This is a genomic window from Nostoc edaphicum CCNP1411 (assembly GCF_014023275.1).
Lineage (GTDB): Bacteria > Cyanobacteriota > Cyanobacteriia > Cyanobacteriales > Nostocaceae > Nostoc > Nostoc edaphicum_A.
In genome coordinates this window covers 1,847,587-1,861,363 of record NZ_CP054698.1, presented here as the reverse complement: position 1 = coordinate 1,861,363, position 13,777 = coordinate 1,847,587, and the positions used below count along the sequence as shown (strand labels likewise).

13 protein-coding genes are annotated in these 13,777 nt (G+C 41.9%); 4 read left to right on the top strand and 9 right to left on the bottom strand.

Translation table 11 applies throughout. The annotated features are described in order from the left end of the window. Window positions 1–214 precede the first annotated feature (214 nt). Entirely contained in the window at window positions 215–1,615 is a 1,401-nt protein-coding gene (locus HUN01_RS10450; protein ID WP_181931211.1) for an ATP-binding protein, read from the top strand. 84 nt (window positions 1,616–1,699) lie between these two features. On the opposite strand, the gene HUN01_RS36535 is transcribed toward HUN01_RS10450, so the two are convergent. The 4 genes from HUN01_RS36535 to HUN01_RS10430 form a co-directional block, all read right to left on the bottom strand. Next, entirely contained in the window at window positions 1,700–1,867 is a 168-nt protein-coding gene (locus HUN01_RS36535; RefSeq protein WP_420832788.1) for a hypothetical protein, read from the bottom strand. A 367-nt stretch (window positions 1,868–2,234) separates the two neighbouring features. Beyond that, window positions 2,235–2,717, bottom strand: a complete 483-nt coding sequence (locus HUN01_RS10440) for a hypothetical protein (RefSeq protein ID WP_181931210.1) — start codon at window positions 2,715–2,717, stop codon at window positions 2,235–2,237. 109 nt (window positions 2,718–2,826) lie between these two features. Beyond that, window positions 2,827–3,387 (bottom strand): hypothetical protein, encoded by a 561-nt coding sequence (locus HUN01_RS10435; RefSeq protein WP_181931209.1) that lies wholly within the window; start codon window positions 3,385–3,387, stop codon window positions 2,827–2,829. Window positions 3,388–3,509: 122 nt separating this feature from the next. Beyond that, window positions 3,510–3,962 carry a cupin domain-containing protein gene (locus tag HUN01_RS10430; protein WP_181931208.1) on the bottom strand — a complete coding sequence of 151 codons (453 nt, stop codon included), beginning with the start codon at window positions 3,960–3,962 and terminating at the stop codon, window positions 3,510–3,512. A 205-nt stretch (window positions 3,963–4,167) separates the two neighbouring features. On the opposite strand from HUN01_RS10430, the gene HUN01_RS10425 reads away from it, so the two are divergent. The 3 genes from HUN01_RS10425 to HUN01_RS10415 all read left to right on the top strand — a co-directional run bounded on the left by HUN01_RS10425 (window position 4,168) and on the right by HUN01_RS10415 (window position 7,375). Next, window positions 4,168–5,721 (top strand): ATP-binding response regulator, encoded by a 1,554-nt coding sequence (locus tag HUN01_RS10425; protein ID WP_181931207.1) that lies wholly within the window; start codon window positions 4,168–4,170, stop codon window positions 5,719–5,721. A 109-nt stretch (window positions 5,722–5,830) separates the two neighbouring features. After that, entirely contained in the window at window positions 5,831–6,202 is a 372-nt protein-coding gene (locus tag HUN01_RS10420; RefSeq protein ID WP_181931206.1) for a response regulator, read from the top strand. Between the two features lie 129 nt (window positions 6,203–6,331). After that, a complete protein-coding gene (locus HUN01_RS10415; RefSeq protein WP_181931205.1) occupies window positions 6,332–7,375 on the top strand; it encodes a tRNA-dihydrouridine synthase family protein in 1,044 nt (347 codons plus the stop codon). 28 nt (window positions 7,376–7,403) lie between these two features. On the opposite strand, the gene urtD is transcribed toward HUN01_RS10415, so the two are convergent. The 5 genes from urtD to HUN01_RS10390 form a co-directional block, all read right to left on the bottom strand. Continuing rightward, window positions 7,404–8,150 (bottom strand): urea ABC transporter ATP-binding protein UrtD, encoded by a 747-nt coding sequence (gene urtD, locus HUN01_RS10410; protein WP_181931204.1) that lies wholly within the window; start codon window positions 8,148–8,150, stop codon window positions 7,404–7,406. Further along, on the bottom strand, window positions 8,125–9,246 hold the full coding sequence (gene urtC / locus HUN01_RS10405) for an urea ABC transporter permease subunit UrtC (RefSeq protein WP_181931203.1): 1,122 nt from the start codon (window positions 9,244–9,246) through the stop codon (window positions 8,125–8,127). Before urtC ends, urtD begins: the two co-directional genes overlap by 26 nt. A 27-nt stretch (window positions 9,247–9,273) precedes the next feature. Next, window positions 9,274–10,434, bottom strand: coding sequence for an ABC transporter permease subunit (locus HUN01_RS10400; protein WP_181931202.1), 1,161 nt, complete (start codon window positions 10,432–10,434; stop codon window positions 9,274–9,276). Window positions 10,435–10,548: 114 nt separating this feature from the next. Then, a complete protein-coding gene (gene urtA / locus HUN01_RS10395) occupies window positions 10,549–11,865 on the bottom strand; it encodes an urea ABC transporter substrate-binding protein (protein WP_181931201.1) in 1,317 nt (438 codons plus the stop codon). 750 nt (window positions 11,866–12,615) lie between these two features. Continuing rightward, window positions 12,616–13,755: an NAD(P)/FAD-dependent oxidoreductase gene (locus HUN01_RS10390; protein WP_181931200.1), complete on the bottom strand. Its 1,140-nt coding sequence runs from the start codon at window positions 13,753–13,755 to the stop codon at window positions 12,616–12,618. Window positions 13,756–13,777: the final 22 nt, after the last annotated feature.

Here is a 13,777-nt window from a genome sequence, read left to right as displayed (position 1 = left end):
GATGAACCTCTCCCTCCCAGCCTCCCTCTCCGAAACGGAAAGGGAGGAGCAATGAAAAATTCAGCCTTTTGCTCCCCTCTCCGTGTCGGAGAGGGGTTGGGGGAGAGGTCAAATAAGACTTGTCGAACTCACGTAAAATTAACCCACCCTACGTTACACATCAACTTTAAAAGACTTGTGTGTACACGGTAGGCCCTCTCAAGGAGGTTCATTAATGTTATGTATTGAGGAATTAGTTAACTTAGACGCGTTTCAACAACTTCCCAAAGAGCGATTACAGTGGGTTTGCGATCGCGCTCAAACAGTTGAACTTTCTGCCGGAGAAGTGTTGTCCCATGAGGGAGATCCTGTATGTCGCTTATTTATCTTAGTCAAAGGTAAAATCAACATCACCCGCCGCAGTGAAGGAGTTGAAATTCCCATCGGGCAACACGAAGCCCCATCCTTTTTTGGTGAAATTCCAGTACTCACAGGCGAACCTGCACCTGTGACAATGCGGGCATTAACAAATTGCCGCATTTATGAGATGAAGGGAGAAGACTTTCGTAAACTGCTGCATGAATGTCGTGATTTTGAGCAGATGGTCTTCCGAATTATGCAAAGTCGTGTCCGGGGGCTAGAGTCTTTCATTCGTGGGCGGGAAAAGATGGCAGCTTTAGGGACACTTGCCGCCGGTTTAGCTCATGAACTCAACAACCCAGCCGCCGCCCTGGTTCGGACTTTAGGAGAAATGCCAGCCGCCATCCTAGAGTTACAACGAATGAACTTAGTTTATGGGCAACGCAATGTTGACGAAGCCCATACTCAACACTGGTTGAGAGTACGCGATCAAGGCTATGATGCGATTTTGAATAATCGCCTAGATCCTGTAACCTTAAGCGATCGCGAATCCATATTGCTGGAATGGTTAGAAGACTATGGTGTGAAGCAAGCATGGAAATTAGCAGAACCTTTAGCGGAAGGTGGTGTTGAGGTTGAAAGCTTAGAGCAATTAATGGAACGTTGGCGCAACGATGACACAGAATTGCGAGAAATGGGATTGCACTGGCTAGCGCTTTCCTTTGAAGTCATGTCAATGATTAAACATGGTTTGCGAGGATCTGAGAGGATTTCTGAACTTGTGCAAGCGATGAAGTCTTATTCTTACCTCGATCAAGGCACTCAGCAAGAAGTAGATATACATCAAGGCTTGGAAGATACCTTGCGATTGTTTGCTCATAAACTCAAGTGCGGTGTCCAAGTGCAACGCAATTACGATCGAGGTCTTCCGAAAATTCTTGCCTATGGCAGTGAACTGAATCAAGTGTGGACAAACTTGATTGACAACGCCATTGATGCAATGGATGGTAAGGGATTGCTGGAAATTACAACATACCATTGCGATCGCTTTGCCCATATTGACATCATCGACTCAGGCAGTGGAATTCCACTTGAAATTAAAACGCGCATTTTTGAACCCTTCTTTACCACCAAATCAGTGGGGCAGGGATCGGGATTGGGTTTAGAAACTACTCGCCGGATTGTAGAGAATCGCCATCACGGTACGCTTTCATTTGAGTCGCAGCCAGGTAGAACTTGTTTCACCATCTGCTTGCCTTTGACATCAGAAATTTGACCCCCCTAAATCCCCCCCGATGCATTGGCTACGGTGTACACACAAGTCTAATTACCCCCCTTTTTAAGGGGGATTTAGGGGGATCTAGAACGTTTTGTTACCGATTCTCCGGCCAAAATCAGCTTGTGAATATGACTGATTTTCGATATGCACGAGAAAAAAAGTTTTTTGTTCTCGAAATTTTACTTGTACTACTAAATCGGCTTCGTATTGTTCGCCAGCTGTGACATCGGTAAATACTTCTTTGTCCAAGAATTTTAAAGAGTCAGGTTCTAGATAAGCAATTACCTGGGAAAAAATAATTATAAAAATTCTATAAAAAATGTTGCAATCAGTTCTTTAAATAAACGGTCGTGGTCAATCATGTTAGTATTGGTTTACATATTAGTTGATTCTAAATCATTACCTTTGCTCCTTTCCTCACTTCTGTTATTTACCATAACCAAAGAGCTATACCCGCCACAGGCAAAGCTCTTTGGTTGCAAAAGTACTGAAATTAAAGAAATTAAGATAGCAATCCTGAATCATTTGCGATCAACAAGATCCCCGATTTATTTGAGAAGTTGCAGATATGCTGTTTGCGAAAATTGCAAACAAATAGGATTCCTATAAATATTTCTCAAGTTGCGGCTAAAGCTGGTTCTGTCAAAAAATATTTCAGATTTTCTTGCTGAGTGGCAAATTTTAAATACTGAGATGCCATTTCTGGTGTTAGCAATTCTATCATTAATCTGTTTTCCACCCAGAACTCAATCACATCAAAGAAAGAATCGCGATTACAGCGAACTACGCGCCAACCTTCACGGACACCGATTTGTTCAATTTCTTTCTGACTAATGGGTACAGAAATAGCTGCATGAATATCTGTATAAATAGAGGTAATTGCAGTATGAACAAATACGCATTCTTCATCATTTTCACCAGGTTCAATTTGAGAGCCTAAAGGATAAAGTTCAATGGCTGTACCGTATTCATCAAAAGGTATAACCATATAGCTTCCTGGGTTAGGAGGAAATGGAACAGCTTGCGCTTTTAAGATTTCTGCCAGAACTTGGGCAACATGACTAGGGTTTCTAACAGCAATTGAAATATGGTGAATCATGGAATAACCTCAGTTCGATATTTTATAAATTAGGAAACAATCGGGGAGAACTAGGGGAGCAAGGAAGGGTGGGAAGAGAAAAAAGCTTAACTCTTGAATGCTTATTGGCTTATTGAGGTCGTCCGTAATGAGCTTTACCTTTACCATCGGCAGTCTCAAGCACTAGAACTTGCTGCCCGTACTCATTCGTCTCAATCGACCACTGATAAGTCTCAGGCTTTGCTGTATTGCGGCTGGAGTAAGTGCGCCCGCTATTACAAATTTGCCCTTTGGATGTGCTGTCACTGGGTTGGAAAGTCAGGCGTTGAGCCTCAATTTTAACTTTGCCTTTTTCCTCTATGAAGAGGTTAGACGCACAGTTGTAAGTGTTGATTTGAAGCAGCCTATTTCGCTTGTAGTTTCCGTTAGATGCGAGTTGAAATTGATCGCTGGAACCGTTTGGGGCTGCTGACTGCCCTGTGTAACTATCTTGGTATTGGATGGACGAGATTCGACCATATCGCCACTCGCCCTGGAGTTCAGCAGGGACTCCAGTATCGTTTTTACCTGCCTGACTTGCGCTTGGGTAAAAAATAAGGCTAGCGGTTAGTCCCAAACTCAAGGCACTAGAAGCGAAAATGCGGACAGCTTTTGGCATGGAATAGAGTTGGTTGTTTGTTAGTGAGTACATTTGGCTTTTGTAGAAATAGATTTATTTACCAACTAAAGTGATTTAGGGCGCGAAGTTTGCGTGTTTATATATAGCAGTTACCAGTAGCACAGCTAGCTGTGCGCTGCATTCCAATGAAACGTTCACGCAAGAAATTGCAATCCATATTTGTTCAAAACAGGTTGCACTTTTTCCATGTTTAACGATGAACTATCTGCGACTTGACCCATTTCTTCATAAAAGTTTTTTGCACCTTTAGGTGAAACTAAAACCAGAAATTTAGCAGTAGCAGAACGAATCTTGAAGGCGTGTGGTGCATTGTGAGGAATGTTAACGAAAAAGCCTGGTGATGCCAAAATTGTTTCTGTACCAACTTGGATGTCTAATTCCCCTTCTAGAACATAAAATGCTTCTTCCCAAGGGTGAGTGTGCAGTGGCGGGCCATTTTCTTCTGTATCTGTAATTTCATAAATCGTCCAAGCTTGATTTGTCTCTTCCCCAGTTACTTTTGTTGTAAAATGTGAACCAAGAATTGAGAATTGATTACCTTCTCCTGGTGCAAGAATAGTTGGTTTACGTATGGTTGAACTTTGCATACAAGTTACTCCTCGTTGTGTAATTTGGTAGGTGTAATCTACAAACTTGATTTGATGTTTTTAACATTAGAAATTAATCGGGGAGAACTAGGGGAGATAAATGGGTAATTGATATTTTTTTTGTAACTGATTATTAAGATATGGAACTAAGGTTAAAATTTCTAGAAAGAATTAGTAGCCTATTCTGGCTAAAGTCGATATTGCCATGCCTAAAGAGCCACTCAACTTGCCAAAAGCAGACATACTGGTGATTGATGACACGCCAGAAAACCTAAACCTCCTATCTGCCATGCTGACGGAACAGGGATATAAAGTTCGCAGCGTAACTAAAGGTTCTACGGGGTTACGGGGAGCAAATGCAGTTCCCCCAGACCTGATTTTGTTGGATGTGAATATGCCGGAGATGAATGGCTATGAAGTCTGCCAACACCTGAAGGCAAACGATCGCACCCGCGAAATTCCGGTGATTTTTATCAGCGCTTTGGGTGATGTGCTGGATAAGGTGAAAGCGTTTGCAGTTGGTGGCGTGGACTATATAACTAAGCCTTTTCAACTAGAAGAGGTTTTAGCACGAATTGAAAATCACTTGACGATTTGGAAGCTGCAACAACAACTCCAAGCCCAAAATGAGCGGTTGCAGCAGGAAATTTATGATCGCGCCAAAGCAGAAGAGAAGTTCACTAAAGTTTTTCGCTCTAGTCCCAATCCGATCGCGATCGCTACCATTTCGGAAGCTCGTTTTATTGATGTCAATCCCAGTTTCTTGAAGATGAGCGGCTATTGTCTAGAGGAAGTGATTGGTGACACGGTTGCTGAACTTAATTTCGGTAAGGATGCAGTAGCGATCGCTCAGACCATCCAACTTTTATCTGATACTGGGTCACTCTATAATCAGGAATTTGAATTTTCTACCAAGTCTGGAGAGGTCAAGACTATACTGCTATCTATCGAATTGATTGACCTGGGTGGGGTGCAATGCGCTTTATTGATTGCCAACGACATCACCGAACGTAAACGCTTGGAAAACGAATTTATCTCTTTAGTTAGTCACGAATTACGTACACCTTTAACCTCTACAATGGGAGCGTTAGATTTATTGGGTGCAGGACAATTAGGAACTCTAACTGAACAGGGACAAAAAGTTCTGAGCATTGCTACTACTAATACTGAACGACTGATCCGATTGATAAATGATATTCTCGATTTAGAGCGGATGAAATCAGTCAAAATCTTCATGCAGAAGGTGAAGTGCAACGCTGCTGATCTGCTGATTATGGCAACAGAAACAATGCAGGCAATGGCAGATAAATTGCAAGTTAAACTGATTGTCGATCCTCTAGCAATTGAACTTTGGGCAGATCCCGATCGCCTATTACAAACTCTGACTAACTTAATAAGTAATGCTATTAAGTTTTCTGAACCAGGTGATACCGTGTGGATAAGTGCCACACTCGCAGAACACAAGGGTGTTGAGTTGGGAGAAAATGACCATTCTTCAACACAAAGCCCTCTATTACCCAGTTTCCTGCTGATTACTATTCGAGATGAAGGGCGAGGAATTCCTAAAGATAAATTGCAACTAATCTTCGAGCGCTTTCAGCAGGTAGATGCATCCGACTCCCGCAAAAAAGGAGGAACAGGTTTAGGACTGGCTATTTGCCGAAATATTGTCCAGCAACATAACGGTAAAATCTGGGTTCAGAGCACTTTGGGTGAAGGTAGCACGTTTTATGTACTGTTACCTTTACCAGCTTTCTAATAAATGGCTTTTAACTGTTTAATTCTCCCCTGCTTTTCCCCGATTTAGCTTTAGAATATCTCAAGAGCGATCAAGCAAATTAGCACATACATCGTGGAAGAGTGTCATTATGAGCAAAAATATCTTGATTGTTGATGATGAAGAAGATGTGCGGGCGATCGCAAAGTTGGGATTAGAAATGGGTGCTGGCTGGAATGTTTTGACAGCTAGTTCTGGTCAAGAAGCCTTAAACGTAGCTCTTAACCATAAACTAGATGTCATCCTACTAGATATGATGATGCCTGATATGGATGGGCGTGCAACTCTGCAACAATTGAAAGCTAACCCCGCCACTCAAAAAATTCCAGTAATTTTATTAACAGCCAAATTTCAGCAATCGGATCGAGAGAGTTTTACTGATTTGGATGTTGCTGCTATTTTTGCCAAGCCTTTCCGTCCATTGAAACTGGCAGAGCAAATCAGTGAAGTTCTGGGCAGTTAGTCTGACTTTGATTTCTGCAAACCTTACACTCGTTTAATCAAAGAAAACAGTATTATGAAGCAGGAATCGTGTGACTTCTAGTCATGCGAGGTTCAAAGACTAATGCTTTGTCGAACCCTCTTCATCTCTATGTCCCAGGTATCGCCGCTCCCCCAATCGTTGCATCCAGACTTACCCCTCACGGCTCTTGCGCCAATGCAGGATGTAACAAACCTCTGGTTTATGAAGGTGATTGCCCACTACGGCAGTCCTGACTACTTTTTCACCGAGTATTTCCGCGTGAATGACACCTCACGGCTCAATCGTGGCATTTTGACAGCAATCACCGAAAACGACACCGGTCGCCCCGTTTTTGCTCAAATGATTGGCGAAAGCATTCCAGATTTAGTGAGAACAGCAAAGGAACTCTGCAACTATAATATCGCTGGAGTTGACTTGAATATGGGCTGTCCAGCACCTAGAATCTATCGCAAAAATGTTGGGGGTGGATTGTTGCTCTCACCAGAAAAAGTGGATCGGATTTTGGGAGAACTGCGTTCTGCTGTGAACGATCGACCTTTGACCGTTAAGATGCGCGTAGGCTTTGAAAATACAGATAACTTTTACAAAATTCTAGATATAATCAATCGCCACAGCATTGATTTGCTGAGTTTGCATGGTCGCACCGTGAAAGATATGTACCACGGGGCAGTGAAATATGATTTGATTGCTGAAGCAGTCAAACGGGTTCATTGTCCAGTGCTTGCCAATGGCAATATCGACTCTGCGGCAACTGCTGTGGAAGTGCTTTCTCAAACGGGCGCGGCGGGTGTGATGGTGGGACGCTGGGCGATCGGGAATCCTTGGCTTTTTAATCAAATTCGGCAGGCTTTGCGCTTCGAGACGATCACGCCCGTTCCTTTAGTAGAGGTACGCAACTATATCGATCGTTTATGGCAAACCCCCACAGCGGCAACTATGCCAGTGCGATCGCGCGTAGGCTACCTCAAAATGTTCCTCAACTACATTGCCCTAAGTGTTGACGCTGAAGGTCACTTCCTCCGGCTGATGCGACAGACCCAGACCGAGGTAGAAATGTTTAACCTCTGCGATCGCTTTCTCCTTACTGATCTTACGAAAACTTTAGCCCTAGCACCCTCCTTTAACCTTTTCCCAAACCCTATTCCGAGTTAAAAATGCACAAAGCGAGCAGTATTGAAATCTACTCTTCCTGTTTTCCCAAATATACTTCAATAACACGAGAGTCATTTTGAATTTCCTCAAAATTCCCTTCGCACAGCACCGAACCTTCATGTAAAACTGTTACTTTCTTGGCAATTTGCCGCACAAATTCCATATCATGTTCAATTACTAAAATTGAATGACTTTGTGCTAATGCTAAAAGCAGTTCGCCGATGTTATAGGTTTCTTCATCTGTTAAACCCGCAACTGGTTCATCAACCAGTAATAAGTCTGGTGACTGTGCTACTAACATCCCAATTTCTAAACGTTGCTTTTCACCGTGGGAAAGTAAAGCTGCTCTAATATCAGCTTTAGGTGTTAAACCGATGGTTTCTAATAATCCTTTAATATTATTCTTTTCAACAGCATTAGAAGCTTCAAACAAAGTAGAAAAGACATTTTTATTCTTATTACTGGTAATTTCTAGATTCTCACGGGGCGTTAAATTCAGGTAAATTCGAGGTGTTTGAAACTTGCGGCCAATTCCCAATCGTGCAATTCGATATTCAGGTAAAGAACGTAGGTTTCTTCCTTTGAATAAAACTCGCCCAACGGTTGGTTGCACTTTCCCTGTAATCACATCCAGAAATGTTGTCTTTCCCGCTCCATTGGGGCCAATTACTACCCGTAATTCACCCACATCCATGCTAAAGTTAAGCTGATTTAGCGCCCTAAATCCGTCAAAATTAACAGTTACGTTTTCAGTTTCCAATATTTTCGCGTTCATGTTGCACTTCGGGGTCTTCTTCCAAGGTGGGATATGTAACAATTTGTTGATGGCGGTGGAAAAGAGAAATATTCTGACTACGCAACCATCCCACGATACCGTCAGGAAGGACTGTAACGACTATCAAAAATAGTGCGCCTTGGAAAAATAGCCAGATTTCAGCAAATTGTTCGCTTAAAAAAGTGCGGGCATAATTTACTAACAAAGTTCCAACAATCGCCCCAATTAAAGTAGCGCGTCCCCCCACAGCTACCCAAATCACCATTTCAATCGAAAAGGCAATATCCATTGCTCTGGGTGAGACAGAACCACTCTGAATGGTGTAAAATGCTCCTGCTATGCCTGCGATCGCACCGGAAACTGCAAACACCACCACTTTAAAATCTGTAGGGTCGTAGCCAGAAAATCTTACCCGACTTTCATCATCACGAATCGCTATCAACAACCTCCCAAAGCGTCCGCTTGTCAACCAGCGACAAACACCGTAGGTGGCTGCGAGAAACACTACCGTCAGCGTGTAGAAAATCAATTGCGTCTTGGCATCGCTGACCGTTGCCCCAAACAAAGTTGTAAAATCTATCAGTCCGTTCGTACCGTTGAAAAATTGTTGTTGACCGTTAAAGAAGTTGAAAAATACAATAGTTCCAGCTTGGGTCAAGATAGAAAAATAAACTCCCTTGAGGCGATTCCGAAATACTAAATATCCTAATATTCCCGCCAATAACCCTGGAATTAGTACCACAGCAGCTATTGTCAAAGGAAACGAATAAAAAGGTTGCCAAAAGGCGGGAAGTTCTGTAACCCCATAAAGCCCCATGAAATCAGGCAATTCTCCAGTAGGGACTTGGAGTTTTAGGTACATTGCGATCGCATATCCACCCAAACCAAAGAAAATACCATGTCCCAAACTTAGTAAACCAGTATAACCCCAAATCAGATCGATACCCAAAGCCACGATCGCCAGTGACAAAAATCGCCCCAACAAATTCAGGCGAAACTCCGAAAGCAGCAGTGGCATGATAATTATAAGGAAGAGTGCGATCACAATCACCACCCCCACCTCAATTAAAATTAACCTTCCCCCCTTCTTTATCATTCTCTGTATCCTCTGCATCTCTGCGGTTTAAACATCAACAGTACGTCCCTTCTGCGGAAAAATCCCCCCAGGCTTCCACTGTAAAAACACAATAATCAGCGCAAATACCATTACCTTGGCCATACTCGTCGTGGCAAAAAAAGTAAAGAAATCAGCTAAAGGTTTAACAGGAGTCAACAACAAAGCCAAAGTCCCAGAACCAATTAAAAAATTAGCCGTACCAATACCCAAAGCTGCCAAAATAGTACCGGCTAAATTGCCCACACCTCCAACGACAACAACCATAAAAGTATCAATAATATAGTTTTGTCCCGTATTTGGCCCTACAGAACCAAGCAAACTAATCGCACATCCCGCCACACCAGCTAAACCAGAACCCAGTGCAAAAGTAATCGCATCAACCTTTTGAGTTGGGATACCCAAACAAGCACTCATACTCCGGTTTTGCGTCACAGCCCGAATTCTTAAACCCCAGCTAGAACGTTGTAAAAATAAGTAAATTCCTGATACACAGATTATTGTTAAAGCAATAATAAATAATCTGGCAAAGGGTAATTGTACACCACCTAAAGACATCCCTGCTTGTAACCAAGTAGGCGCAGTTACATCCACATTTTGAGCGCCAAACCAAGGTTGAGTCACTGCTAACTGATAAGTTTGACTCAATAAATTGCCTGTTGTGATTGTCACCCCCAGCGATAATAAAAATATCACCGCCACAATCCAGTTACGAACTCTTCCCAAATCTGTGCGGGAATTTAAAATCCATAAACCTCCAAAAAACAACAGAGAAAACAAAGCGATACCAATTATCAATACCCAATTCACACTGCGGACAAACTGCTGAAAAATTAAACTGACTCCCCAAGTTGCCAATAGAGTTTCTAACGGGCGTCCATAGAGATAACGAATCACGCCTCTTTCTAGAATTAATCCCACAGCAGCCGTGAAAATAAAAGCAACAATCAAAGCCAAAAATATATAAACTTCAAACCACACTCCGCCCAATTGCTTACATACATTTTGTACAACATAAGTTGTATAAGCGCCGAACATCATCAATTCACCATGCGCCATATTGATGACGCCCATCAATCCAAATATAATGGCTAGTCCCAACGCGGCAATCAATAATACAGCGCCAATACTAATGCCATTAAATACAGCTTCTAAAAATCCTGCTAACACTTATTTCTCCATAACAGCTATCAGCTTTTTTAGTCATTAGTCCTTTGTCCTTTGTCATTTGTTGCTTGTAACTATTAACCGATGACTAATGACTAATGACTAATGACTAATGAATTAAACTTTCTTGAACTTACCACCCTTAGCCGGGTCAGTCCAATCACAAGCAAATCCTTTAGTCTCTTTTACAAATTGATTCCAAGGAACTGGCTCAACTGGTGTTGGAGTAGCATAGACAATATCAAACAATCCATCTTGTCTAACTTGACCAATCCGCACAATTTTAGATATGTGATGATTGGCATCCATTGTCACTTTGCCTTCAGGCGCATCTAGAGTTTGACCATAAGCCGCCGCCCGCACTTTCTCTAAATCAGTAGTTCCAGCTTTTTGTACTGCTTGCTTCCACAAATAAACTGCAATGTATGCTGCTTCCATTGGGTCATTTGTCACCCGGTTTTCACCGTATTCTTTCTTGAAAGCTGCCACAAACTTCTTATTAGCAGGTGTATCTACTGTTTGGAAATAATTCCAAGCTGCATAGTGACCTTGGAGATACTCTACACCAATTGCTTTAACTTCTTCTTCAGCAATACTTACAGACATAGAGGGATATTTATCTGGTGTCAATCCAGCCCCTTTCAACTGTTTGAAGAAAGCAACGTTGCTATCACCATTCAAAGTATTATAAATCACGCCGCCATTAGGCAAGTTTTGTTTGATTTTAGTGATAATTGGTGTAACTTCTGTGTTACCAAGAGGTAAATAATCTTCACCAACGGTTTTTCCACCTAAAGCTTCTAATTGGGCTTTAATGATGGTATTAGCTGTACGGGGAAAAACGTAATCAGAGCCAACTAAAAAGAATTCTTTGCCCTTATTTTTTAACAGCCAATCAACAGATGGTTCAATTTGTTGATTTGGCGCAGCGCCAGTGTAGAAAATGTTTTTAGAACACTCTTGACCTTCATATTGCACAGGATACCAGAGCATGTGATTTTTGCTCTCGAATACTGGCTTGACGTTCTTACGGCTAGCAGAAGTCCAGCAACCAAAAACTACACTTACTTTATCTTGATCGATTAGCTTAGTTGCCTTTTCTCTAAAAGTATCCCAGTTAGAAGCACCATCTTCAGTAATTGCTTCAATTTGTTTACCTAAGACACCACCAGCAGCGTTAATTTCTTTGATTGCTAATTTTTCAGCATCGACAACGCTTTTTTCACTAATAGACATGGTACCACTCAGAGAGTGCAAAATACCTACTTTTATGGTGTCACCCGCAGTTGCCGCAGCTGGTGAAGCAGCAGGAGGCGCAGATGGAGTCTCTGTTGCAGTTCGAGAATTATTCGCGCAAGCTTTTAAAAAAAAGCTGCTTCCAAAAGTTGCAGAACCGTAGATTAAAAACTTGCGTCGGTTAAATTGTCTTCTCATATCTTTATGAATTTTCCTCTTGATGAATCAGCCAACTCATAGAAAGCTGACAATACCAATCTTTAAAGTGTGATATTAGTGCGATAGTTTACTAGTAAAAAGTGACGAGCGATACAAAAAAGTTTGTTTTTGTAATAAAAAACAAACTTTTTAAGATTAAGCTTTGTTAATTTTCTAAAGATTCCCATATCTATGCAATGCGTTATGGAGGAACAAAACCTTTCTTCTCCACGAATGTCTGAGATTCGGCTATATCTTTTTTCAAAATTCTAGTCGCTACTGAACAGATAGCTGCTAGGACTTACGCACTGTACAACTTAATCATGGTATGCATATACGAAAATGGGTCGTTTCAGCCTTTTATTAATCGTTCTTCGATGGTCATCTGTAGGGATAAAGCACAGTGCTCATTGGTGTCAACTTAAGCTAGAAATAGCTTTGCTGCGGGCTTCATAACCCGCCAGAGAATGAATTCTCTGGCTCATAGCTAAAGTCTACTGAAGTAGACTGAATATTTTTGAGGATATCATCTAGTCATCTTCAGATGACTTTCGCTATGATTCTTGGAACTTCAGTTCCTTTCGGGACATAGTTTTTGCGTTAAGTTGACACCAATGAGCAATGTGCTTTACCCCTACGACAGACGTGCTTTTTCAAAGAACCCATATTTGGTATTTTCTGTCAATGCGTAAGTCCTAGCTGCTTAACACAGCAATACCAGTAATATTTGTGTTTTTCACTGCGGGGTTTTTAGATTAGCATTTTTGTAATTATTTCATCTTCGTTGCCAGTTGCAAAATTAGCAAAGCGTTTTGCCAAAGGTGGTATAAGTACTAGGGGATTGCTAAACCCAGAAAAAACATGAACGCCTTCAAATCCTGGGATAGCACCAATTAAGGGTAGTTGATTGCTACTAAATGCCACTAGGCAATGATACCAAGTCCCTGGTAAATTCTCCAATGTTGGTAAAATTTGACCAACACTTCTTCGCAACCATTTTTCGCTTACCTCTGAGTTTACCTTGGCATGAGGATCTGCGATCGCACGGCTAATTTGACCGATGCGGATACTACCATCTTGAAACTGAATTGCACCCGCATCTAAAATTGGCGGTACTAAATTATTACTAAGTTCATCCCACGATTCATCAACTTGAGTAGATTCAGCTTCTAGTTGAAACCGTTGCAGATTAGCCGGCATAACTAAGGTGCGTAGCTTGATATCAACGGGTGGGGTTTCAATGATTTCTGCATGGGTAAAATACAGCTTGATGGAAACACCAGCAGATTTTAGAAGCTGACGGCTGATTCCACCCGCACAAATGACAACATTCGCGCTGTGGTAAGTTGCATTGGTGGTTTTGACACCATCTTGCAAGACTTGTAAAACTTGGGTAATCTGCATTTCACCCCCAGCACGTTCAAAGGCTTGGATGTAAGCTTGCGCTGTTTTTTCTGGGTGAATATGACCATGTTTGACAGTTAAAGCACCAGATATCGCCTCTCGATTTAGCTGCGGTTCCAACTCACAAGCTTCTTGGACACTGAGTAAACGAGGTGGAATGGCAAAATGATCATATGATACAGCAGTTGCGTCTGGGTCATTAGCGGCTGAAATCGTCAGTAATAAATCTAATTCCCGAAACTGGATATCAGCGTCTAACTCTTGAGATAGGATATGGTAACGTGCGATCGCTTCTTCGCACAATAGCCGAGTTAATGGCGTATTGCCAGACCAATAGGCAAGTCCACCATAACTATAGCGAGTTGCATTCTGTGGTGTGCTGTATTGCTCCAACAAAAGTACAGCAAAACCTGTTTTTACTAATTCGTAAGCGAGTGCAGCACCCGTAATTCCACCACCAACCACAATCCAGTCGTATATTTTCATATTAAATATCTTTCTTAACTAC

Coding starts and splice junctions, on each gene's coding strand:
- HUN01_RS10450 (WP_181931211.1), top strand. CDS start 215: ATGTTATGTATTGAGGAATTAGTTAACTTAGACGCGTTTCAACAACTT.
- HUN01_RS10440 (WP_181931210.1), bottom strand. CDS start 2,717: ATGATTCACCATATTTCAATTGCTGTTAGAAACCCTAGTCATGTTGCC.
- HUN01_RS10435 (WP_181931209.1), bottom strand. CDS start 3,387: ATGTACTCACTAACAAACAACCAACTCTATTCCATGCCAAAAGCTGTC.
- HUN01_RS10430 (WP_181931208.1), bottom strand. CDS start 3,962: ATGCAAAGTTCAACCATACGTAAACCAACTATTCTTGCACCAGGAGAA.
- HUN01_RS10425 (WP_181931207.1), top strand. CDS start 4,168: ATGCCTAAAGAGCCACTCAACTTGCCAAAAGCAGACATACTGGTGATT.
- HUN01_RS10420 (WP_181931206.1), top strand. CDS start 5,831: ATGAGCAAAAATATCTTGATTGTTGATGATGAAGAAGATGTGCGGGCG.
- HUN01_RS10415 (WP_181931205.1), top strand. CDS start 6,332: ATGTCCCAGGTATCGCCGCTCCCCCAATCGTTGCATCCAGACTTACCC.
- urtD (WP_181931204.1), bottom strand. CDS start 8,150: ATGAACGCGAAAATATTGGAAACTGAAAACGTAACTGTTAATTTTGAC.
- urtC (WP_181931203.1), bottom strand. CDS start 9,246: ATGATAAAGAAGGGGGGAAGGTTAATTTTAATTGAGGTGGGGGTGGTG.
- urtA (WP_181931201.1), bottom strand. CDS start 11,865: ATGAGAAGACAATTTAACCGACGCAAGTTTTTAATCTACGGTTCTGCA.
- HUN01_RS10390 (WP_181931200.1), bottom strand. CDS start 13,755: ATGAAAATATACGACTGGATTGTGGTTGGTGGTGGAATTACGGGTGCT.